The 22,088-nt window shown below is 56.5% G+C and carries 23 protein-coding genes and 1 tRNA gene; 16 read left to right on the forward strand and 8 right to left on the reverse strand.

Annotated features, from left to right (window positions below):
- Positions 1 to 194: 194 nt before the first annotated feature.
- From dapA to ACM6I6_RS10655, 7 genes are all read left to right on the forward strand, one after another.
- Positions 195 to 1,073, forward strand: coding sequence for a 4-hydroxy-tetrahydrodipicolinate synthase (gene dapA, locus ACM6I6_RS10625; RefSeq protein WP_414919857.1), 879 nt, complete (start codon positions 195 to 197; stop codon positions 1,071 to 1,073).
- Between the two features lie 17 nt (positions 1,074 to 1,090).
- Positions 1,091 to 2,206, forward strand: coding sequence for an outer membrane protein assembly factor BamC (bamC, locus tag ACM6I6_RS10630; RefSeq protein WP_274073523.1), 1,116 nt, complete (start codon positions 1,091 to 1,093; stop codon positions 2,204 to 2,206).
- A 4-nt stretch (positions 2,207 to 2,210) separates the two neighbouring features.
- The gene (locus ACM6I6_RS10635; RefSeq protein WP_274073524.1) at positions 2,211 to 2,969 is read left to right on the forward strand and encodes an MBL fold metallo-hydrolase; all 759 of its coding nucleotides are present in this window, start codon (positions 2,211 to 2,213) and stop codon (positions 2,967 to 2,969) included.
- A 28-nt stretch (positions 2,970 to 2,997) separates the two neighbouring features.
- The gene (gene purC, locus ACM6I6_RS10640) at positions 2,998 to 3,711 is read left to right on the forward strand and encodes a phosphoribosylaminoimidazolesuccinocarboxamide synthase (RefSeq protein ID WP_274073525.1); all 714 of its coding nucleotides are present in this window, start codon (positions 2,998 to 3,000) and stop codon (positions 3,709 to 3,711) included.
- Between the two features lie 84 nt (positions 3,712 to 3,795).
- Positions 3,796 to 3,885 (forward strand) — tRNA-Ser (locus ACM6I6_RS10645).
- 741 nt (positions 3,886 to 4,626) lie between these two features.
- On the forward strand, positions 4,627 to 4,806 hold the full coding sequence (locus ACM6I6_RS10650) for a hypothetical protein (protein ID WP_414919858.1): 180 nt from the start codon (positions 4,627 to 4,629) through the stop codon (positions 4,804 to 4,806).
- Positions 4,807 to 5,068: 262 nt separating this feature from the next.
- Entirely contained in the window at positions 5,069 to 6,286 is a 1,218-nt protein-coding gene (locus ACM6I6_RS10655) for a hypothetical protein (RefSeq protein ID WP_414919859.1), read from the forward strand.
- A gap of 78 nt (positions 6,287 to 6,364) precedes the next feature.
- Here the strand turns inward: ACM6I6_RS10655 and ACM6I6_RS10660 are convergent, their stop codons facing one another.
- Entirely contained in the window at positions 6,365 to 6,661 is a 297-nt protein-coding gene (locus tag ACM6I6_RS10660) for a hypothetical protein (RefSeq protein WP_414919860.1), read from the reverse strand.
- Between the two features lie 888 nt (positions 6,662 to 7,549).
- On the reverse strand, positions 7,550 to 7,795 hold the full coding sequence (locus ACM6I6_RS10665) for a hypothetical protein (RefSeq protein WP_414919861.1): 246 nt from the start codon (positions 7,793 to 7,795) through the stop codon (positions 7,550 to 7,552).
- A gap of 570 nt (positions 7,796 to 8,365) precedes the next feature.
- Here ACM6I6_RS10665 and ACM6I6_RS10670 point away from each other — a divergent pair.
- Positions 8,366 to 8,935 (forward strand): recombinase family protein, encoded by a 570-nt coding sequence (locus ACM6I6_RS10670; protein ID WP_414919862.1) that lies wholly within the window; start codon positions 8,366 to 8,368, stop codon positions 8,933 to 8,935.
- A 360-nt stretch (positions 8,936 to 9,295) separates the two neighbouring features.
- Complete coding sequence (locus ACM6I6_RS10675; RefSeq protein WP_414919863.1) at positions 9,296 to 10,318, forward strand: RelA/SpoT domain-containing protein; 1,023 nt, start codon at positions 9,296 to 9,298, stop codon at positions 10,316 to 10,318.
- Between the two features lie 122 nt (positions 10,319 to 10,440).
- Here ACM6I6_RS10675 and ACM6I6_RS10680 read toward each other — a convergent pair whose 3' ends face one another.
- The 3 genes from ACM6I6_RS10680 to ACM6I6_RS10690 all read right to left on the reverse strand — a co-directional run bounded on the left by ACM6I6_RS10680 (position 10,441) and on the right by ACM6I6_RS10690 (position 12,678).
- Positions 10,441 to 10,677, reverse strand: a complete 237-nt coding sequence (locus ACM6I6_RS10680) for a hypothetical protein (protein ID WP_414919864.1) — start codon at positions 10,675 to 10,677, stop codon at positions 10,441 to 10,443.
- Between the two features lie 83 nt (positions 10,678 to 10,760).
- On the reverse strand, positions 10,761 to 12,248 hold the full coding sequence (locus ACM6I6_RS10685) for a tyrosine-type recombinase/integrase (protein WP_414919865.1): 1,488 nt from the start codon (positions 12,246 to 12,248) through the stop codon (positions 10,761 to 10,763).
- A 217-nt stretch (positions 12,249 to 12,465) separates the two neighbouring features.
- On the reverse strand, positions 12,466 to 12,678 hold the full coding sequence (locus ACM6I6_RS10690; RefSeq protein WP_274073526.1) for a hypothetical protein: 213 nt from the start codon (positions 12,676 to 12,678) through the stop codon (positions 12,466 to 12,468).
- 319 nt (positions 12,679 to 12,997) lie between these two features.
- Here ACM6I6_RS10690 and ACM6I6_RS10695 point away from each other — a divergent pair, with 319 nt between their 5' ends.
- The gene (locus ACM6I6_RS10695; RefSeq protein WP_323626695.1) at positions 12,998 to 13,426 is read left to right on the forward strand and encodes a hypothetical protein; all 429 of its coding nucleotides are present in this window, start codon (positions 12,998 to 13,000) and stop codon (positions 13,424 to 13,426) included.
- A gap of 61 nt (positions 13,427 to 13,487) precedes the next feature.
- On the opposite strand, the gene ACM6I6_RS10700 is transcribed toward ACM6I6_RS10695, so the two are convergent.
- On the reverse strand, positions 13,488 to 13,694 hold the full coding sequence (locus tag ACM6I6_RS10700; RefSeq protein ID WP_274073528.1) for a hypothetical protein: 207 nt from the start codon (positions 13,692 to 13,694) through the stop codon (positions 13,488 to 13,490).
- A 244-nt stretch (positions 13,695 to 13,938) separates the two neighbouring features.
- Between ACM6I6_RS10700 and ACM6I6_RS10705 the strand changes: the two genes are divergently transcribed.
- Positions 13,939 to 14,865, forward strand: coding sequence for a LysR family transcriptional regulator (locus ACM6I6_RS10705; protein ID WP_274073529.1), 927 nt, complete (start codon positions 13,939 to 13,941; stop codon positions 14,863 to 14,865).
- 52 nt (positions 14,866 to 14,917) lie between these two features.
- Positions 14,918 to 15,283 carry a 5-carboxymethyl-2-hydroxymuconate Delta-isomerase gene (locus ACM6I6_RS10710; RefSeq protein ID WP_274073530.1) on the forward strand — a complete coding sequence of 122 codons (366 nt, stop codon included), beginning with the start codon at positions 14,918 to 14,920 and terminating at the stop codon, positions 15,281 to 15,283.
- 3 nt (positions 15,284 to 15,286) lie between these two features.
- Here the strand turns inward: ACM6I6_RS10710 and ACM6I6_RS10715 are convergent, their stop codons facing one another.
- Positions 15,287 to 16,222 (reverse strand): LysR family transcriptional regulator, encoded by a 936-nt coding sequence (locus ACM6I6_RS10715; RefSeq protein WP_414919866.1) that lies wholly within the window; start codon positions 16,220 to 16,222, stop codon positions 15,287 to 15,289.
- An 82-nt stretch (positions 16,223 to 16,304) separates the two neighbouring features.
- A complete protein-coding gene (locus ACM6I6_RS10720) occupies positions 16,305 to 17,483 on the reverse strand; it encodes a cyanate transporter (protein WP_414919867.1) in 1,179 nt (392 codons plus the stop codon).
- Between the two features lie 319 nt (positions 17,484 to 17,802).
- On the opposite strand from ACM6I6_RS10720, the gene ACM6I6_RS10725 reads away from it, so the two are divergent.
- From ACM6I6_RS10725 to ACM6I6_RS10740, 4 genes are all read left to right on the forward strand, one after another.
- Entirely contained in the window at positions 17,803 to 19,452 is a 1,650-nt protein-coding gene (locus ACM6I6_RS10725) for a phosphoethanolamine transferase (RefSeq protein WP_414919868.1), read from the forward strand.
- 153 nt (positions 19,453 to 19,605) lie between these two features.
- Positions 19,606 to 20,739, forward strand: a complete 1,134-nt coding sequence (gene rnd, locus ACM6I6_RS10730; protein ID WP_274073534.1) for a ribonuclease D — start codon at positions 19,606 to 19,608, stop codon at positions 20,737 to 20,739.
- Entirely contained in the window at positions 20,736 to 21,029 is a 294-nt protein-coding gene (locus ACM6I6_RS10735; RefSeq protein WP_274073535.1) for a YcgL domain-containing protein, read from the forward strand. The genes rnd and ACM6I6_RS10735 overlap by 4 nt, the downstream gene beginning before the upstream one ends.
- Positions 21,030 to 21,150: 121 nt before the next feature.
- Entirely contained in the window at positions 21,151 to 22,083 is a 933-nt protein-coding gene (locus ACM6I6_RS10740) for a D-2-hydroxyacid dehydrogenase (RefSeq protein WP_274073536.1), read from the forward strand.
- Positions 22,084 to 22,088: the final 5 nt, after the last annotated feature.

Raw genomic sequence — 22,088 nt, forward strand, 5'->3', positions numbered from 1 at the left:
AACCCTGGATCGGGGGCTTGGGATGTCGAAAGTGGAGGCGCAAACCCGAAATACGAGCTTAGCAGTATCGATCAAAGTCTGAAGGGTAGCGAAAAGCGGCGCCAAGGGGAATGGCGGCAGCGCAGTACTTCGCTTGTACAAGCATCTTGGCGCCAGTACCATTACGGCTCTCTTTTTCCGGCAGGAGCGGTTGCATGATTGCGGGCAGTATGGTGGCACTGGTCACACCCATGGATGCACAAGGTCGTCTCGACTGGGACAGCCTGAGCAAACTGGTGGACTTTCACCTGCAAAACGGCACCCACGCCATCGTGGCGGTCGGCACTACAGGTGAATCGGCCACCCTTGATGTGAGCGAACACATCGAAGTGATCCGTCGCGTAGTCAAGCAGGTCAACGGCCGCATTCCGGTCATCGCCGGTACCGGCGCCAACTCGACTCGCGAGGCGATCGAGCTGACCACCAATGCAAAGACCGCCGGCGCCGACGCTTGCCTGCTGGTCACACCGTACTACAACAAGCCGACCCAGGAAGGCCTGTACCAGCACTTCAAGGCGATCGCCGAAGCCGTTCATATCCCGCAGATCCTCTACAACGTGCCAGGCCGCACCGCCTGCGACATGCTGGCCGAGACCGTGATCCGCCTGTCGAGCGTCAAGAACATCATCGGGATCAAGGAAGCCACGGGCGACCTGCAGCGCGCCAAGGCCATCATCGACGGCGTCGACAGCAACTTCCTGGTCATTTCCGGTGACGATGCCACCGCGGTCGAGCTGATCCTGCTGGGCGGCAAGGGCAATATTTCGGTGACCGCCAACGTCGCCCCGCGTGACATGGCCGACCTGTGCATTGCCGCGCTGAACGGCGAAGCCGAGAAGGCGCGCGCCATTCACCAAAAACTGATGCCACTCAATAAAACCCTGTTTATCGAGTCCAATCCAATTCCCGTGAAATGGGCGCTGCATGAGATGGGCCTGATGCCGGACGGAATCCGTCTGCCGCTCACCTGGCTCAGCGCCGAATGTCACGAACCGCTGCGGCAGGCCATGCGCCAGTCCGGCGTCCTGGTTTAATTGAGGAAGTACAACGCATGAAGCGAATGGCCGGACTCTCCGCGCTTGCCTTGATCATCTCCAGCACCAGTGGCTGTGGATGGCTGTGGGGCCCGGATGGTTATTTCCGTGACCGTGGTAGCGACTACCTGGAAGCGCAACAGACCGCACCGATGCAACTGCCACCGGATATCACCACTGCCAAGCGTCTGGATCCGCTGTTGCCGATTCCGCGCAACGTCGCCGATGACACCGCCAAGGGCGAATACATCGTGCCTCGTCCGCAGCCATTGACCGCTGCCGCCGACGCCAGTGCCTACTCGCTGCAAAAGAGCGGCGATACGCGTTCGATCCTGGCGCAGAACCCGCCAGCGGAAGCCTGGCCCGTGGCCGTACAGTTCTTCCAGGACAACGGTTTCCGCCTGGACGAACAGCGCCCTCAGACTGGCGAATTCACCACCACCTGGCAGCGTTCCGACGAGCTGTCCGCAGCCATGGCCAAGCGCCTGAGCGCAGCCGGCGTCGCCTCTGACAGCGAAATCCGTGCCCGGGTACGTATCGAGCCGGGTGTGCAGCGCAATACCAGTGAGATCTACGTGGTCACCGCCGAGCGTCCTGCCGGCAGCACGGCCGACGTCGCTTTCACCAACCGTTCGGTCAACACTGGCCTGGACGCGGCACTGGTCGACGACATGCTGGCGAGCATGAGCCGCATCTCCGAGAAGGGCGGTTCGGTCTCCATGCTGGCTTCTCGCGATTTCGACGCGCCAAGCCGCATCAGCCTGAGCGAAGACGGCAGCGGCAACCCGGTGCTGAACGTCGGCACCGACCTGGATCGTGCCTGGTCGAGCGTCGGCCGTGCGCTGGAGCAGGGCGAATGGCGTGTTGAAGACATCAACCGCAGCCTGGGCCTGTACTACATCAACCTCGCTGAAAAAGCCGAGAAGAAAGACGACAAGCCCGGGTTCTTCAGCAGCCTGTTCGGCAGTGCGCCGAGCAAGGAAGAAGTCGAGTCCCGTGCCGAGCGTTATCAGGTTCGCCTGAGCAAGGTCGGCGAAAGCGTCCAGGTCACCGTCGAGAAAAACATCAACACCGTGGCGCCGGCTGACGTGGCGCGCAAAGTGTTGAGCGTGATTCAGGACAATCTGGGCTGATCACATGCGTTTTGCCGTTCTCGGCAGCGGTAGCCAAGGGAATGGCACGCTGATAGCCAGCGCTGATACGTACGTGCTGGTGGATTGTGGTTTCTCCCTGCGGGAAACCGAAAAACGCTTGCTGCGCCTGGGTGTGAACCCTGCGCAGCTGAGCGCGATACTCGTGACCCACGAACATGCCGACCACGTGCATGGCGTGGGTTTGCTGTCTCGGCGCTACAATCTGCCTGTCTACCTCAGTCGCGGCACCCTGCGCGGGATGCGCAAACCGGTCGAACCCGCGGGCTTCCTGGCCGGTGGCGAACAACTGCAGATCGGCAACCTGAGCATTGGTGTCATTGCCGTGGCCCACGATGCGCAGGAGCCGACGCAATACGTGTTCAGTGACGGTGAGCGGCGCTTCGGCCTGTTGACCGACCTGGGCTCGTATTGCGACAAGGTGCTGGAAGGCTATCGCGACCTCGATGCATTGATGATCGAGGCCAACCATTGCCGGGACATGCTGGCTCGCGGTCATTACCCCTACTTTCTCAAGCAGCGGGTGGGCGGTGAGCTGGGACATTTGAACAACCATCAGGCGGCATTCCTGGTGTCCGAGTTGGGCTGGAAAGACCTGCAACACCTGGTCCTGGCCCATCTGAGCAGCAAGAACAACCTGCCGCGGCTGGCCCGGCAATGTTTTGTCGACACCCTCGGGTGCGACCCGGACTGGCTGCAACTGGCCGATCAAGATTCAGGGCTCGACTGGCGACACATCGCCTAGCCCACCTACTTAGCAAGCGGAGCCCATCATGGAAAAACGTGAAGAACTCTACCGCGGCAAAGCCAAATCGGTTTACAAGACCGACGACGCCAACCGCTTGATCCTGCTGTTTCGCAACGACACTTCGGCGTTCGACGGCAAGCGCATCGAACAGCTCGACCGCAAAGGCATGGTGAACAACAAGTTCAACGCCTTCATCATGCAGAAACTCGAAGAAGCCGGCGTACCGACCCAATTCGACAAACTGCTGGGCGACAACGAATGCCTGGTGAAGAAGCTCGACATGATCCCGGTCGAGTGCGTCGTGCGTAACTACGCCGCCGGCAGCCTGGTCAAGCGCCTGGGCGTTGAAGAAGGCATGAAGCTCAACCCTTACACCTTCGAACTGTTCCTGAAGGACGACGCCAAGGGCGACCCGTTCATCAACGAATCCCACGTCGTGGCCTTCGGTTGGGGCACTGCCGAGCAACTGGCGCGCATGAAGGAACTGTCGCTCAAGGTCAACGAAGTCCTGAGCAAACTGTTCGACGACGCCGGCCTGCTGCTGGTCGACTTCAAACTGGAATTCGGCGTGTTCCACGACGGCTCCATCGTCCTGGGCGACGAATTCAGCCCGGACGGCTGCCGCCTGTGGGACAAGGCCACCAAGAAGAAAATGGACAAGGACCGCTTCCGCCAGGGCCTCGGTGACGTCATCGAAGCCTACGAAGAAGTCGCCAATCGTCTGGGTGTACCGCTTTAATCGACGCAAGCATCTGATAGCACAGAAAAAATTTTCGAAAGAGGGTTTGCTTTCGGCAAAAGTGTTGTTATGATGCGCGCCGTTGGAGAGATGCCAGAGTGGCCGAATGGGACGGATTCGAAATCCGTTGTACCTTCACCGGTACCTAGGGTTCGAATCCCTATCTCTCCGCCATTATTCGGAAAGCCCCGCAGATCAGCGTCTGCGGGGCTTTTTCATTTCTGAAGTGTACGTAGCAATTGTACGTAGCTCGCCACGCCGTTTTGTACGTGTCCATCAGCCCGTCAGACCCTCGCACAGCCCGCATCGGAGTTGCACCCACTTAGTGCTGCCGCACGCGCCCCTATGCCCATTCCGCACGCCCAACAGGGTCGTGCCCCGCCGGATTTCACTGGCTGGGAGATAGTCCGAATACCCCAATGTGCTGTGCAATCCTGATGATCTCGACTCCGATTATCAGATTGTTGTAAAAAATACTTGCATTAGCTTCGTGGATGTGCTTGACAGATCAAGGAAGTGTAGTAACGTATTCGTCTTAGTCGAGGAAGCCACTCGGCTTTTCTCCTGCTATACCCATCCCCGGCTACCAATACAGCGTTAGGAACGGACAGATTTGCCTGTGTCCTATAATCCTGATCTCGCCGTAGGGCAGGTGATCGCGTGATGCATCGGGTGATTTGATTCCGCAATTGGAGCAACACTGCACTTCCCCATATAAGTGCCGAACAACTAGATGCCAACTTAATCCGGAATTCTTGGCGTGTGAGCCTCCACCTGGCTTCGTCGGTTTCGTGCTGCCTGAAGAAGGGCAGTTGAAGGCCGCAGGTAGTATAGATTTATGACACGCTAATATGAGAAACCCCGCGTAATACGTGGCTTTCAGCCAATCACAGCCTATAGAAAATGAGTGTAACCATGCGATTGAACGTGAACGAGCAGGCTCAGAAAGAGCTTATCGAGATGATGCAGGCAAGGGGCAAGTACAACCCTTCTTACTTCATAAACCTTCTGATTACAGAAGCATATAAACAGTATCTTGAAATCCCAACCTCTGAGGGAAACAATGGAAAGCCGGAAACAACCCACGCAGCGTAGTTACATCTGCTGCCACTGCAATAACGAGTACATCGCTAAACGCTTCACCGATCAAAACCAACGCTACTGCACCAGCGTATGCCGTAAAAAGGCCCACAGGGCGAGGCAGCCCAGCAAGAAGGTAGCGAACAGATTTGCAAAGCTAGCCAAGAACGCCTTCTGGCGGTGGGTGATCCGAGAGTGCCGAGAGGCTGGCACTGTTCAAGTTCTAACCGGACATACGTCCGCCACTCTGTTAGTTCTGCACTCGTTAAGCGACGCCATGTACAAGTGTTACGGCTGGAGCAGCGACCAGAAGACGAATCTGTTCAACATCTGCCATATCCAGCCACGGAAGGGCGGAAATGGTTACCTCGGTCTGCTCCACCCGGCAAACCTGTTCATCGGTTGCAGCTCAATGAACCGGGGGCAGAGCAACAAGCCGGTGCCCGCCGATGCAGGTCTGAGAATCGCCACCAGTACTTTAAAGCGGAAGTGGGCAGTGGAGCAGGGCGATACAAACGCAGCCATTGCCGAACTGATCCGCGCCTTTCTTGGGAAGGTACTTGATGACTATCTCGACCAAGTGTCGTCGATCGACCTCGACAGGCGTCATACTCTTGCCCAGCGGATCTACAACCGCCAGCAGAAGGGGACCGCCATCCGCAGCCTTGATCGTCAATGGACATTGGCTGAGCTGGAGTCGCGTGATATCGAAGTCGAAGTGCTGGAGCAGATGGACGCACACCAACGCGGTAAGACGACACCCAACAAGTTTCAGCCAGAGGTCTATGCAAGGGCGATCCTGTGCATCTACGCAGATGAGTTGGAGCGGGTCGCCGCTACTGCCACTGGACGCCACCAGGGCAACTGCCAAGTGATGCTACGTCTAGTGCGAGTGCTGGGAATGTACCTGGCCCAGACCGAAGACTTCACCCAGCCGCAACACGGCAGTTTCCTCAAGCCCGTCAATGCTACGTGGACACCACTACAATACTTTTGCCACCGGAACCCGTGGAAACCGTCAGCTCAGATGCTTGAGGCAGACCGCCAGATGTTGGTCGTACTGATTACAGAGGCAGCATTCATTGCACTACAGGGGCTATCGATCCCCGTAGAAATGCTTGAGGCGAAGCTGGTGAAGCGTATGCACCTTCAATCGCTAGTGCCAGTTGTAGAGATTCCTGATCTGTATTCGTGGCGAGCCTGTGGTTTGAACTGGGAGGTTTACATCGCCAACTTGTACAGCTCGTTTGAGAGCACGTGGCAAGCGCTGCTGGACGTAGGCATCTGCACTGCCGACGAGATCGCAGCGGCTCGCACAGGCGTACTGGAGAGCCTGCATTCCGCTATCGAGCGGGGGCGCCAGCAGTACAAGAATCAACCCTGCTTTAAGCGTCTATATCGCGGGAAGTACTACAGCGACTGGGGTTTCAGGGGTTACCCTGCATATCTGGATTTCCCGCCAGTATCAGCGGAGCCGGTGTTCCTAGCTGCGTAAGTACAGGGCCTCATCTCTAGAGAAGACACCCTGCTACTCGGGGTGGGCCAGCAACGGCCCCGAAATGCTTCGCAAATCTTATTTCCGCTTGGGATTTGCCGGTACTACCTTGAGTTGCTCTATAGGGGGTCCCCAGTCTGAAAACATCCCCTTGCTTAACAGGTACGGCTGCCCGGTCTCCTGCTCGCCTAGTGCCTTGTAAATTGCGTGAAGCTGCTCTCTTGTACGATCATCAAAGTTTTCGGGAAGCCATTTCCCGATGAGAGCTCTCATCACGGTGATAGTGCCGGGCTCTAACTTGTCGGCGGCAATCAGGTCATCTAAGTAGAGCGGCTTTGGTTTTACGCCTCTCAGCAGCATCTTGAAGAACTCCATGGTGGTCGTCCCAATCCGAATAATCGCACCAGTGATCATAGTCGAACGTGCGTTAAGGGTAAGGGGTGCATATCTAATAGGGCATCTATTAGTTATCTAACCCGCCTAAGCGTCGGCTACAGGGGGGTGATTTCTTTGTGGCACGTCAACTCCCTTGTTTATAGTGCGTTGCCACTACAGGTACTAAGCCAGTCTCTCTTTTCGTGCATCTTTCCATCGGACGCGGCAGAGTGAGCCGCCAACCATCCGTCGATTCCGCTACCTGAGGGTTTGATGTGCTGGCCATTTGCCGCTAAACCGAATAGCGACGATCAGCATATAGGTGACGAAATGGTATCGAGATTCGTTGTCGTTCCTGGGATACCAAAGGAAACGGGATCAGTACGTAATGGCTCCCGCTATTACTCCACCATGGCGCCTTCCGGCTACAATATTTACGACAACAAGGAAAAGACTCGACTACCCGAGTCATTCCCAACACGAATGGAAGCTGAGGCTGAGTGCGAAGCGAAGAACTCAGAGCAGTTATTCACTCAACACCGTGGGTGTAACGACCTGAGCTGGTGATCTATGACGGCGAACGAGGATCTGATCGATTGGAGTAACCACTGGCATATCGCTAACGGCGTCGTGTCATGTCGAACCTGCCAAGCAAAGCAGAAAGAAATTGATCGCAGCGAAGCGTTCGTACATTCCTCAGCTTGTGGTTGTGCAGGACAACCGCGCAATCCATGGGATGACTTGGACGCTATCTGCAAAAAGTCCGGTCGCGCCACCTAGGCTCAGGCCGCCATAGAATTTATCTGCCCGACTCAGCAATACTCGCCACTCGCCATAGATCGAGATTGCTAACCAAAGCCCCCCGACTTTTTAACTAATGGAAAACCCTCAGTCTTCCGATGGTTCGTAGCTACCTGCCGCTCGCCCATCCAGTACAGGCACCGGATCAATTTTTGGCGCGTTGAGCAAAGTAACCCAAGCCTCATACGCCAGCTTCTGACGATTGATAGCGTCAGCCCAAGGAGACCCCTCCAATCGCCGTGCCGATACGAGCATCATCAGGCTGGTGGTGGCTGCATCTAGCTCAAGCAAAAGCTCGTGGGATCGGAAGCGATAATCGTCTGTATTGTTCATCGAAGCGGATTCCATCATAGGCCTGGCTCAGGGCTTCGAGTCGTTGTTCCTATCGGTTCAGTGTGACATCAGATACATGATGACGTCAGTTCGCAAGACAATCGGCTTCGTTTTAGACCCGATAACAGAGCGTGGAACGCCAACCCCTGCTCTGAGTAAGGCGTTCGCACAAAAACAGGCGACTGATACTCGATTTCCGCCTGTCGCCACCGTCAGCTATGAGTCGTTCTCCGTCGCTCATGTCCGCAAATCTCGCTCGTCAAACCGATGCACATGACTAGTCAGGTCGAATGTAAATGGGTAGGCAAATTCATACCATTGCCTATTCCCCACGAAGTGTGTGAGCAAAGTTGCTCAGGCATCGCCGCAGCTAGAAAATCTGCTTTCACGTCACCCCTCGGTCAACGCCGGATCGGGCCAGCCGCCATTCTCCGGCAAGTACCAACAAACGACCGTTAAACGATACCTTCCAGACAGACGGTATTAGGTGTCATCAAAATAGGCTTCGTGCATTATCGATACCTTGGTACACTGATGCCACCTTAAGTGATACCAGTGGAGTCGCCTGCCATGTCCCGCACTTTCCTTTACTGCCGCGTCAGCACCTCAACCCAGTTCACTGAGAACCAGGTGCAAGAAGTAAAAGCCGCTGGTTTCGATGTGCAGGCGAGCCGAGTAGTCGAGGAAACCATCTCAGGCAGCATCCCCGCCAGTGAGCGTAAAGGCTTCCAGACCCTGCTAGGCAAGATGGAGTCGGGTGACGTGCTAATCGTGACTAAGCTGGACCGCCTAGGCCGTAACGCGATGGATGTACGCCAGACCGTCGAGCAATTGGCGTCTGCTGGAATCCGCGTTCACTGTCTCGCCCTTGGCGGCGTGGACCTGACCAGTGCGGCAGGCAAGATGACCATGCAGGTGCTGAGTGCCGTAGCAGAATTTGAGCGTGACTTGCTGATCGAGCGTACTCAGCAGGGTTTGATTCGTGCCAAGGCGGAAGGTAAGAGGCTGGGACGTCCAGAAGCAACCGACACTACAGCGAAAGTAAAAAGACTCAAGGCGAGGGAAATGACGCAGGCTCAGGTTGCGGCTGACCTCAACATCGGTATTGCCACCGTAAAGCGTCACTGGAACAAGGCCTAGTCCACTCAGTAGCCCCGCCAAGTGCGGGGCTTTTATTTGGTTGGATATTTTAAAATCGTAATTGCCGGTAGCGAGGTGGCACGGTGGTGGCGTTAAGGACCGACCTCCAGAATGTGGAATCCAGCGTACTGCCAGATACTCCGTTCCGATATTTTGTACGCTGCATCATGGGGCATGTTCGATCTAGAGCAAGTGGCGATTTGAATATTGTCGGGCATCAGCGGATGGGAAAATGCCCCAGCCAAGGGCAAGATGAACGAGGATTTCGTCTTCTATGCGCCTACGGTGGATTTTCTCTGTCAGTTCCCATAGTCTCTGGTGCATTCACAATCTTTTGAGTGTTAACAAGGATAGGTTTTCATGAGTGAGGTGCTCCCTAATTTTCCTGGTGGCTCAAAGTCCCGCGTGAACGCTGCGGGCTACACGATTCGTGATCAGTGCCCATCCGGGGAAGACATCCGGGTTATCGATGAGTGGAGAGCGGCACACCGAATTGTCCTGAACACCTTTCAAGCAAGTCTCCGAACTCGCACTCGCGGCAAGCAAATCGTAGTTGCTCAGAGACACAAGCGTAAAAACACAATTTTTAACAAATTGATGCGGCTGCCGAAGATGGAGCTTTCACGAATGGACGATGTGGCGGGTTGCCGTCTAATTTTCCGCTCCATCAAAGAACTCTACGAGTTTAGGGACGACTTCCATAAAGCCCGCTTTAAGCACAAGCGGAAAAATGATACGGATAAGTATGATTATATAAAGCGCCCAAAGCCTACTGGGTATAGGGGTATTCATGACGTCTATACCTATGACGTGCGATCAAAGAACGGTGACCAATATCGCGGGCTGCTTCTAGAGATTCAGTACAGAACTCTAGTCCAGCATGCTTGGGCCACAGCAGTTGAAGTAATCGGCTTCATCACGGAAAGTCAGCCGAAGTTTCAACAAGGTGATAAACGTTATGAATACTGCATGGCACTTGCGAGTGAAATCCTTAGTCGGGCACACGAGGGTCACACTGGGGCCTTTCCTGAAATTGACAATGGCGAGCTGCTTCAGCGGTTTGAGCAAGTCAACGAGGAAATTCATCTGGTAAGGGTTTTGACTGGTTTAAACTCTTCAGAGACAGTTTCTACAGAGAATCGAAACTCCATCTTGATATTCAACGAAGATGGGAGCTTGGAAGTTAAAAGCTTCAAAGAGGCAACCGATGCTCTTCGAGAGCTATTCAGGCTGGAGAGGGACTTTCCATCGCTCGATGTAGTACTGGTAAAGGCAGATACGAACGAGGAAATCCGCATGGCGTTTAAGAACTATTTTTCCGACGCCAAGGACTTCATTCGGCTGTTGACTGAGGGGCAAAATATCCTTGCAGGGCAAACTTAACTTTGTAAATTCCCAGCTTTTGGATCTTCCTATCGTCCTTTAGGCCCGGAGCTGGGTTTTAACTGTCTAACGTGATCGCCATACGCATACCCCATCCGCGACGTTTCCCGTCCCTGTCGCGGTCATGCATTTCGCTGAGTCCGCTTTAGTCGGTCATGTTCGACCATCAACGCCGCCAGTTCGGTCGAGCTATCCCGGTACATGACGATCAACCGGGCGATGTCCCGGTGGGCCTTCTGTGAGTCGTAGCGTGTCGTCTCCAATTCGGCACAAAGCAGGGTGCATTGGTGCTTCAGCATCTCTACTGGCGTAGGCATTCCCAGCTCAAACCCCAAATCATCGATCAAATCGTCTTCCATCCTGTATCCGCCATATACTGTGTGTGCGTACAGTATAGTGGCGAGCGGCGATGTTCAATCTGCTGGTGACAGGTGGGGGGACCTTAACGGTTGGGCAAGGTAGGGAGTTTGGAAATCGCTTCTAGCTTCTGTGCAGCCGAATGGCCTTGGCTGTACACGTCATAAGTCACGGTGCCAGTCTCATGACCGACAAGTTCGGCAATGATCGTACCTGCAACACTGGCTCGTACAAGCTGAGTAATTGCCGTCATGCGGATGCTGTGGAAGACGTGGAACCTATCAAACCCCAGATCCTTCTTGATCCTGCCGAACGCTTTGCTCATCAAGTCAGAGCGTATGCCGTACTTGTTGTTCGCCTTTGAGGGGATGAGGTAGCCATCCTTCGTATCCTTCATCAATCGCTTCACCAGTTCTGCTAGGGCTGGGTGCACAGGGACAACGCGGATTCCCGCAACTGTCTTGCTGTCCACAATATCGAAGCTCTGCACGCCTTCATCTTCAATGACGTTTTCAGTGCGTAGTTGGCAAAGTTCTTCGATCCTGGCCCCAGTGTAAGCACCGAGTAAAATCAGGTCCGCCAGTGCATGCAGCTTCTTGTCCTGAGCGGCTGCGTACAATGTGGTTATCTCGCTCCCCTCAAAGGCCACGCGTTGGGCGTCCTTCTTGGCCCTGCCTTTCAGTTGCGGCAGGTCGTGGCGCTCAAACGGCGTGATGACGCCCTTATAGTCTTCCTTCCAGCGAGCGTCGTTCTGCATCGCCCACTTCCAGAAAGTGTTGCCAGCATTGAGGTACTGGGTTTTTGTCTTGCTGGCAGCCGTGATCGAATCGAGCCATGCGGACACGCAGTCAAAGTCGAGAGGCTTGCCGGATGTCGCAAGGAATGCCGATAACTTCTCCAGCTTCGATTCTTGAGCATCGATGTTTTTCGCGGATATGGCTCTTGCTTCCCTGTATTTTCGGAAGGCTTCAATGCGGGCGGTGGTGATGGGCGACTTCGGCTTGTACACAGTTGGATCGCGCACTATCGCCTTTGCTTCGGTCATCTCCGTGGGGCTCAGGTCATAATCTGATGTGCATATGTGCGCCGTTGCTGCTCGCATGAAGTCAGCCATACCTTGCACCTTGTCTAACGCGCTACCGGCATTAGTTGCTTTTTCGAGAAGGGCCAAAAAGTCCTGCACCGTCTCCGGGTCCTTTATGGCGAGACGAAGCTCATTGAGAAGCATCTGTTTGCTAACCTCTCTTTCATCTGGCTCAAGCTCTCCAAAGGTCAGAGTTCCTTTGGACGCAGAAATCAGTTTCGCACCGATACGGGCGTCGAGTTCGCCAGCCAGCATTGCGAGGTCGGGGCGCCAGTCCTCCTTGGCCGCCTTTGCCTGTAATCTGGCTGCTGCAATTTCCGCCGTCCACTGGGTGAGGTACGGTAGGCGCCGCTTCATGGCTTCGGATCGCAAGCCAGTCTCCAGCGACTTGGAGAGAATCTTCCTGCCACCGAATTCCTTACGCACGTCTTTGGGGATCGACTTGCGGACGTGCCAAGTACCGCCTTGTTGTTCAAGATTGTCTGCCATGCTAAGCCCTTGGATGATAAGTTATACGTAAGGATTGTACGTAATATCCGCTAAAAGGCCAGTAATACTGTGCTTATTGGGGTTTAGGGTTGTTAGTGGTGAGTCCCTATCTCTCCGCCATTACATGGAAAAAGCCCCGTAGCTGAAAAGTTACGGGGCTTTTTTGTTTGCGCAAAAAACTGTCAGGTTTTTATTCGCACGGGGTGCGCAGGGCGAATCAGTTACCCATGGTGGCATGGGTGATGATTTCGTTCTCGACCAGCAGGTTGATCCGTGCAGGGTTGTAGTCCTTGGTCATGATGAACCCGTTGCCCCGCGGTCGTACTGCCAGGCCGGTCTTGTTGGCGAGTTCTTCGCGTAGCTCCTCGGTGTATTGCCGGCCGATGTACTGATTGGCAGTGTCCAGGTGTTGTTTCAAATCCATGGTCATGAATTGCTTCCTTGCGATAATTGAAATAGGTGTGTGTGTTTCCGTCATCCGCGTGGGATGACGTAGCGGATTGTGGAATAACTGTGTTTGTTTATCACCCGTTGGACTGTATCGCGATGTTTGGCTTCTATGTTCGCAGGGCGGGGAAGTTGATGTTAATTGTTTTTGCGAAAGACCCTGTTTCAAATGTCTCCAGTAAACTTTGAGAGCAGGATTTATAATTGATGGTAGTGGGCAATGAGGAGATTGTTGCGCACAAAGCTGCAGAATATTCCTACGCAATATCTAATGATTTCCTACAATTACAAAGAGGTCAAATATGCTCAGGAGCATTGCCGCTGCCATCCTGGTTGTTTCCGTTCCCGCGTGGGCTGCCCAGGCCCCTGCGGCCTTTACCGGTACCGACTATAGTGGGCGCTATGAATGTATTGGCAAGGACAGCCATATTGGGGGATTTAAAGGGGTGGTCGACATGACGCTCAATGCCGAACAGAGTACCGGGAAGTATGGCGCTTATAACTTTGTACTGACGCTGGAGGACAAGTCCAGGTATGACGGATTCGCTGCCGGCACGTCCGACTCGCTGGCCATTTATTTTGCGCATACCGATCCGTCATTGAAGGATTATGGAGTCGGTGTTGCACAGGTTGTTTCAACGCCGGAGGGGAAAGTGTCGTTCACCAAGTATTATTATGGTCCTGAATACAGTGGCGGCGGTCACGGTATGGAGCATTGCGTTAAAAGCTGAATTGATCGAGCAAGTCGGTGAAGCTGCTCGTCAAGAGCAGCTTCCTGTTGCCCGGGCAGTCTTACGGCTGCGAGTGGCCCAGTTTTCTCTTGATCAAGTCGTAGACGTCCTTGTGGGTTGAGTTGTGCAGGGATTTGTCCTGGCAGGCCGATGCCAGGAAGTTTTTCACTTCGTCCCTGGCGTGAGGATAAAGACCGGCGACGTAGTCGGCTTCATGCGCCTGGGTGCAGTTGAAGTGCTTGTCGTCTTTCGCTTTGTCTCTAGCCATTGAAACTCTCCTGTTGTGTTCGAAGGATATAGGTCCGGGCTGGTTTTGCCCGAAGCCCCCCTGAGCTTAGGGGCGCGAGGCTGTACCGCCAGGGGTGCGACGAAATCAGGAAGGGGCTGTAGGACCCATCGCGTGAGCCTGTTGGCATTAAACACAAACCACTTGAGGCATTCGTTCAGTCGCATAGACGCCGATTGTTACATCTCCCTAAACTGTCGATAGTTTTACAGCGCGGGGTCAATGGATGAATCGCAACGAACTACGCAAGGCCGACATCAACCTGATGGTGGTGTTTGAAACGCTGATGCTCGAACGCAATGTCACCAAGGTGGCGAAGAAGCTGTTTCTCGGTCAGCCGACCATCAGTTCGGCGCTCAATCGCTTGCGTACCATGTTCAACGATCCGTTGTTCATCCGCGTCGGGCATCGCATGGAGCCGACGGCGCGGGCTGAAGAGATCTTTCGGCATCTGTCGCCGGCGCTGGATTCGTTGTCGGTGGCGTTGAGCCTGACCCATGATTTCGACCCGAGCAGCAGCACCATGACCTTTCGCATCGGGATGTCGGACGATGTCGAGTTCGGCCTGTTGCCGCCGTTGCTGCGGGCGTTGCGCCAGGAAGCGCCGAAGGTGGTGTTCGTGGTGCAGAATGTCGACTACTGGCGCATTCCCGACTTGCTGGCGTCTGGCGACATCACGGTTGGCGTCACCCAGACCCGCGGCCTGCCAGCCAACGCCAAGCGCAAGTTGTTGCGGCACATCCGTCCCAGCGTTTTACGCGCCGATGCCAGCGATACACCGCTGACGCTCGATGAGTACTGCTCGCGCCCCCATGTGTTGGTGTCGCATATCGCCAACGTCAGTGGTTTCGCTGACGAGTGGCTGTCAGCAATCGGCCGCACGCGCCAGGTGGTGCTCTCGGTGCCGCAATACAGTTCGTTGCCAGCCTTGCTCGCCGGGACCGACCTGATTGCCAGCCTGCCGGATTACACGGCAGAGGCCATGGCGGCGTCCGGTCAGGTGTTCATGGAGCCGTTTCCGTTCAGTACGCCGACCCTCGAGTTGTCCATGGTCTGGCTCAGCCATGTCGACAGTGACCCTGCCGAGCGCTGGTTGCGCTCACGACTCGAAGCGTTCATGGGCGAGCGAAATCTGTTGTCGCTGCCCCATTGACCAAGGCAGCGCTATGCTATGAACTTTTCCACCAACCTACAGGAGTTACGCCATGCCTCACCTGCACCTGGAATACACCGCCAACCTGCCTGATCTGAACGCTGACGTGGCGTTGATGCGTATGAACAATGTGCTGGTGGGCTCCGGTCAATTCGGTGCCGAATTCGACATCAAGAGTCGCGCGGTGAAGCTCCAGACGTTCAAGGTCGGCACGGCATTGGCCGAGCGGGCGTTTGTGCATGTGAAACTGGCCGTGCTGAGCGGTCGCTCCGCGGAGATCAAGAAGCAGCTGTCCGACAGCCTGCTGGCCGTGGTCAAGGATCTGTGCGAATGGCCGACGGGAGTGGAGGTGCAGTTGTGCGTGGAGATTCTCGACATCGATCGCGAATCCTATGCCAAGACTACCGTCGGCGTCTGAGTTTCAGGTCGTGTCCAGTTCGGCGCAGGCCTCGATCACTTGCTCACGTAACCAGATGTTCGCGCTGTCCTGATCGGCGCCCTGGCTCCACTGCATGTCGAGGGTGAAACCCGGCAGGCCATTGGGCGCTTCACGGCGCTCGAAGACGGTGTCATCGGCCAGCAATTGCTGAATGCGCCGGGGCAGGGTGAGGATGAAGTCGGTGCCGCTGATCATCTTCAGGGCTGCGCCGTAGCTGTTGGCCCGTGCGACGATCTGGCGTTGGCGGGTTTGTTGCGCCAACCAGCCGTCGACCATGTTGCTGGTGGAGGTCCAGGGCGTCGGGAACACATGACGGCGCTCGATGAAGGTTTGCAGGCTCAGGCGTGGTTGCGACGGGGTGGCGCCTTTGTCGAAGACGCAGACGAAATCGTCTTCCAGCAGTGTGCGCACCTTGAAGTCGGCGTGGCTTCGATGAAAGTCCGGACCGAAACCTATCGCCAGATCCAGGCTGCCATCACGCAGAGCCTGGGCCGGGATGTCGGTCTCGAGCTTATGCACATTGACCACCACCGCAAGCTCGGCGCACGCGAAGCGCTTCAACAGGCGCGGCAGCACCAGTTGCTCGAAGTATTCCGGAGCGCAGAGGTTGAAAACCGTTGGTTGTTGGGTGGGATCGAACTTTGAGGCACTGGCGTGGCACAGGTTGATGCTGTCGAGGATCGTCAGCACGTGGGGGTACATGCCGTCGGCCTTGTAGGTGGGGCGCATCCCGGTGCGGGTATTGATGAACAATTCGTCGTCAAACACTGCGCGCAGTTTTTTCAGGCAGTAGCTCACGGTGGACTGGCTGACGCACAGCGTCTCGGAAACGCCGGAGACGCTGTTTTGCTCAAACACGGCGACGAACACCATCAAGTCCTGCATGTCGAGCTTTCGTAGCACGTTGCTGTTCAGCATCCTTTCTGGCTCATGTGCAAACTTGAGCGAATGATCCTAGCGCAATGAAGGCAACAGGAGAATGTACTGCAAGCATTCGGAGTCAGTGCATGTGCCTGGCGTAATGCCGTGGATCGAAGCGCAAGGCCATCAGGATCATCAGCGCCATGACCCCGGTGAGTGACCACCACGCCCATTCGAAACTGCCGAGCCGGTCACGGATCATCCCGGCCGCCAGCGGCGAGAGACCTGCGATCAGGTAGCCGATGCCTTGCACGAATGCCGTGAGCCCACCCGCTTGCCGAGGCTCGTCCAGGTGATCCAGCGACACGATCAGGCTCATCGGGAACAGCCCGCCGATTCCCAGCCCCAACAGGCACGGCCACAGGAGGCCGAGGTTTCCCGGGCTGAGAATCAACCCGCAAAAACCGACCATGATCAGCGCCAGCAGCACCACCAGCACCAGGCGTCGATCACGGTTGCGGTTGGCAATGGCAGGAACCAGCAGGCCGGACAACACCTCCATGGCGGTCAGGAAGCCAAGCAACAATCCGGCATCCTGTTCGCTCCAGCCCTTTTCCACGTAGTACGGCGCCAACCAGGCCAGCACGCAGGTGTAGGACGCCGTGCCCAGGCCGAAAAACGCCGCGAGCAGCCAGGCGCGAGGATGGCTGAAGAAGGAGCGGTGGCTGGTTGAACCCGGCGTCGGTGCCCCCACGCGTTGACCGCACCAGAACAGCAGCGCGAGCACGGCCAGCACCGCCCAGATGGCCAGGCCCATGCGCCAACTGCCTGTGTGGAGCATCACCAGGGGGGAGAAAGAGGCGGCAATGGCGGCACCACCCGTGATCGACGTGACGTAGAGCCCCATGCACAAGGCCACGTTGTCGCTGAAGCGGGATTTGATCAACGTCGGCATCAGCGCCTGGATCAGTGCGATGCCGATGCCGGCCAGCACGGCACTGAGGATCAGTTCCAGCGCCGAATCGAGGAACAATCGCGATGCAGTGGCCAGGCCGATGACCAGCAGCGACAACACCACCGTGCGGCGCTCGCCGAGGCGTTGGCTGATCGCGAGCCCAAAGAACATCGCCAGGCCCATGGTCATGACCGGCAGCAGGGTCAGCAGAGAGGCGAGACTGAAACTCAGCGGGATGTCGCCGCGAATTGCCGACAGCAAAGGACCTACCGCGGCCATGGAGGGCCGCAGATTCAGCGCGACCAGCAGGATGCTGGCCATCAACCACAGGGCAGGGCGAGAAGTAGCGCGAATGTTTTCCATGATCGGACCTTGATGAATCAGGGGCCGATTAGGCGCGAGTGATTCGCAGGCGGCAAATCAGAAAATCCCGGGCCTTATCGGGAAATTAAATACTGCTGCGATGAGACCTCTTCAGATGTTCGGACCTTAGCTCTTGCTGAACCGGAACTGAACCATTCTCAAATAAGCGGAAAGTTTCATCGAGTGTAGGAGAGGCAACTAATCGTTGGCTTCTTTTTCACGAAAAATTGATGGTCGGCTACCTACAGTTAGTGTCGCCGCGATAAATGAAATTTTCACATTTGTTGACGGCACTTCTTTTCAGGAACAGCCGAAAATCATGTTGAAGATTAAAGCCGTGCACCCGGAATGGGTGACACTGATTGCCAGTGCATTTTTATTGACTGCCTGCAATTTTGTCCTGTGGCAGCACCTTTTAGATATCACCGCGGCTGACGGTAAAGGCATCGTCCTGCGCGTGGCTTTCGGGGCGATGATTCTCGCGGCCTTCAACATTGTCCTGACCTTGCTGGCTTTCCGGCCGGTGCTCAAACCCCTGCTTACCCTGCTGTTCATGATCAGTGCCGGCGTCGCTTATTTCATGGGCCAATACGGTGTCCTGATCGACATTGGCATGTTGCGCAACTTCGCTCAAACCAATGCCACGGAAGTGCGCGACTTACTGTCTTTAAAGTTACTGGCTTATATTGTTTTTCTTGGAGTGCTGCCGTCCTGGTTGTTGTGGAGAACGCCGGTTAATTACCGCCGCTGGCATCGGGAGTTATTAAGCAAGGTACTGGTGACTGTTGCCTCGGCGGCGGTCATTGGCGGTGTTGCACTGGTTAACTATCAAGGCCTGTCTTCATTGTTTCGCAATCACCACGAACTGCGCCTGATGGTGGTTCCGAGCAACTATATTGGCGCCTCCGCCGGTTACTTGCGCGAGCAGGTCGCCTCGGCACGCCAGCCCTTTGTCAAAGTCGGTGAAGATGCCCGGCGCGATTCTGCCTGGCAAACCCATGCTCGCAAATCCCTGACGGTCCTGGTGGTGGGGGAGAGTGCCCGGGCAGAGAACTTCGGCATTCTGGGCTACAACCGCGACACCACACCGATGCTGGGTAAGGAAGCCGGGCTCATCGCCTTTACCGACGTGAAGTCATGCGGCACTGAAACAGCGGTGTCAGTGCCCTGCATGTTTTCCAACATGGGACGCAAGGATTACAACGCGAGCAAGGCCAGGAACGAAGAAGGCCTGCTGGATGTGCTCAAGCGTGCCGGTCTCGACGTGATCTGGCGTGACAACCAGTCTGGCTGCAAGGGGACTTGCGATCGGGTCACCCTCGACGACCTCAGCAACCTGAAAGACCCGGTGCTGTGCGCCAACAGTGAATGCCGCGATGAAATCCTCCTGCAAGGCCTGCAGCATTTTATCGACACTTTGGATAAGGACACGGTACTGGTACTACACCAGATGGGCAGTCACGGTCCGGAGTACTACAAACGTTATCCAAAGGAATTCGAACGCTTTACTCCGGTTTGCAAGAGCAATGCACTGAACAACTGCAGCCGCGAAAGCATCATCAACGGCTACGACAACACCCTGCTGTACACCGACCATGTGTTGTCGACCCTGATCGATCTGCTGCGCAGCAACCAGGACAAAGTCGATACCGCGATGCTTTATCTGTCGGACCACGGCGAATCCCTGGGCGAATACAACCTGTTCCTGCATGGCACGCCTTACATGCTTGCACCGGATCAACAGAAACATGTGGCGATGCTGGCCTGGTTCTCCGACAGCTATCAGAAGTCGTTCTCGGTGGACACCCATTGCCTGCAACTGAGTCGGGAAAAACCCTTGAGCCAGGACAACCTGTTCCATTCGATGCTGGGGCTGCTGGAGGTCAACAGCCAAGTTTATAACCAGGACCTGGATATGTTTGCCGGGTGCCGCAGAGCCGCAATCGATGGCGTGCTGGCCAAGGGTTGAGGGTTTAGATGGCTGGGAAAGGCCGGTTAGGCCTTGTTTGCCGGACTATTCTTACGATCAGGAAGGCATTTTCGCTAAAGCTCTTGTTCAGTGAATGCGCGGAAATCGTCGAGGGCGATATATACTGCGCGCCATTCTTCAAGGGAGAGCCGTGTGGCCATCGATATTCACTGGATTCGCGACAACGATAGCCTCGGTCGGTTTTGCACCGAGTGGCAGCAGCTGCCGTTCGTTGCCCTCGACACCGAATTCATGCGGGTCGACACCTTCTATCCGATCGCAGGCCTGCTGCAGGTCGGCGATGGCGAACGTGCCTACCTGATCGATCCGCTGACCATCGACAACTGGCAGCCATTGGCCGCCTTGCTGGAAAATCCGGCGGTGGTCAAGGTTGTCCATGCGTGCAGCGAAGACCTCGAAGTCCTGCTGCGCCTGACCGGTAGCCTGCCGGCGCCGCTGTTCGATACCCAACTGGCCGCCGCTTACCTGAACCTGGGTTTCTCCATGGGCTATTCGCGGCTGGTGCAGGAAGTGCTGGGCATCGACCTGCCCAAGGGCGAAACCCGTTCCGACTGGCTGCAACGTCCGCTTTCCGAAACCCAGATCAGCTATGCCGCCGAAGACGCCGTGCACCTGGCGGAAGTCTTCGTCAAGTTGCGCCCGCAACTGTCAGACGACAAATACGCCTGGGTCCTGGAAGACGGAGCGGAGCTGGTGGCCAACCTGCGCCGCGAGATCGACCCGTACGAGGTCTATCGCGACGCCAAGCTGGCCTGGAAGCTGTCCCGCGCGCAACTCGCCGTGTTGCGTGAGCTGTGCGCCTGGCGCGAGCAGGAGGCGCGTGCCCGCGACCTGCCGCGCAACCGCATCATCCGCGAGCATTCGCTGTGGCCGTTGGCGCGCACCCAGCCGGACAACCTCGGTGCACTGGCGAAAATCGAAGACATGCACCCGCGTACCGTGCGTCAGGACGGCGAGTTTCTGCTTGATCTGATCAAGCGCTCTGGCAGTGTGTCGCCGGAGCAATGGCCGCCCGCCGTGCCTGAACCGTTGCCGGTGGACGCCGCCGCGCTGCTCAAGCGGCTCAAGGCCATCGGCCAGGCCGAGGGCGAACGCCTGAACATCGCGCCCGAGGTGATGCTGCGCAAGAAAACCCTGGAAGCGCTGCTCAAGAGCGGCTTCCCCAATGGTCCCTACCAATTGCCTGATTCATTGCGTGGCTGGCGCCGCGAATTGATGGGCCAGGCGCTGCTCGACAGCCTGGCCACCGCCGGAGAACAGCCTTGAAACGTATTTGCTCGATCTACCGCAGTTCGAAGAAAAACGAGATGTACCTCTATGTGCTCAAGAGCGATGCCCTGGAGCGTGTACCGGAACCCTTGATGGCCGCCTTCGGCAAAGCGATCCATGCGTTCGACCTGGTGTTGAGCCCCGAGCGCAAATTGTCGCGCGAGGACATCACCGTCGTGCTGGATAACCTCGAAAAGCAGGGCTACCACCTGCAAATGCCGCCGGCGGAAGAGGAATACATCGAACACTTGCCGGAAGAATTGCTGCGACGCAACGATCCCATGTGATCGATAGACGGGCTTCGGTTCGAAGCCTTGATCAACACTGGAATGATTTTGGCGATGGCCGCACGGACGGAGCAGGACTCTGTCGGCGGCCGTCTGCACTGTTTTTCGAAAGGTTTGAAGCATGCGCGTCCTGATTGCTGAACACGACCACCCGGTGTACGCCCGACTGTTGCAAGAGACGGCGCCTGATGTGGAAGTACTGACCAGCGGCGATTCCGCCGAACTGGCACGCCTGGCGGCCGATTGCCCGGTCTGGCTCGGCCAGCCCGACCTGCTGGCGACCCTGCTGCGTCAGGGCCATCAGCCGCAATGGCTGCAGTCGACCTGGGCGGGCATCACGCCGCTGCTGGCCGACGGCTTGCCTCGGCACTATCGCCTGACCCGCGCGGTGGGGATTTTCGGTCAGGTCATGGCCGAATACGTGCTCACCTACATGCTCGGCCACGAACGTGAAGTGCTGGCGCGGCTGGTCAGCCAGGTCGAGCGCAAATGGGACAGTCGTCATGGCCAGAGCCTGGCGGGGCGCAAGGTATTGATCGTCGGCACCGGTGATATCGGGCAGACGGTGGCGCAGTTCCTCGTGCCTTTTGGTGTGCAGTTGTATGGCATCGCCAGTGAGGCCCGTGAGCAGGCCCCCTTTATCGAAGTCGGTTCGCTGGCGGATCTGCCACGCTTGGTCGGTGAAGTGGATTATGTGGTCAACCTGCTGCCAAATACACCGAACACCCACGATATCTACGATGCGGCGCTGTTCAAGCAGTTCAAGCCGAGCGGCTTGTTCATCAACGTCGGGCGCGGTGTGGCGGTGGTGGATGCGGATCTGGTGGAAGCCTTGAAGGAAGGCCATCTGGTGGGCGCCGTGATCGACGTCTGTCGCCAGGAGCCGCTGCCGCAACGGCATCCGTTCTGGACGGCCTTTGGCCTCTTGCTGACGGGCCACAGCTCGGCACCGACGTCACCGTCGTTGATGGTAGAGCTGTTTGTCGCGAACCTGCGGGCGTATCAGGCGGGTGAAGCGTTGCGCGGGGAAGTGGATTTCAATCGCGGCTACTGAGTTGA

This window comes from Pseudomonas sp. IT-P218 (assembly GCF_949767605.1).
Taxonomy (GTDB): domain Bacteria; phylum Pseudomonadota; class Gammaproteobacteria; order Pseudomonadales; family Pseudomonadaceae; genus Aquipseudomonas; species Aquipseudomonas putida_AE.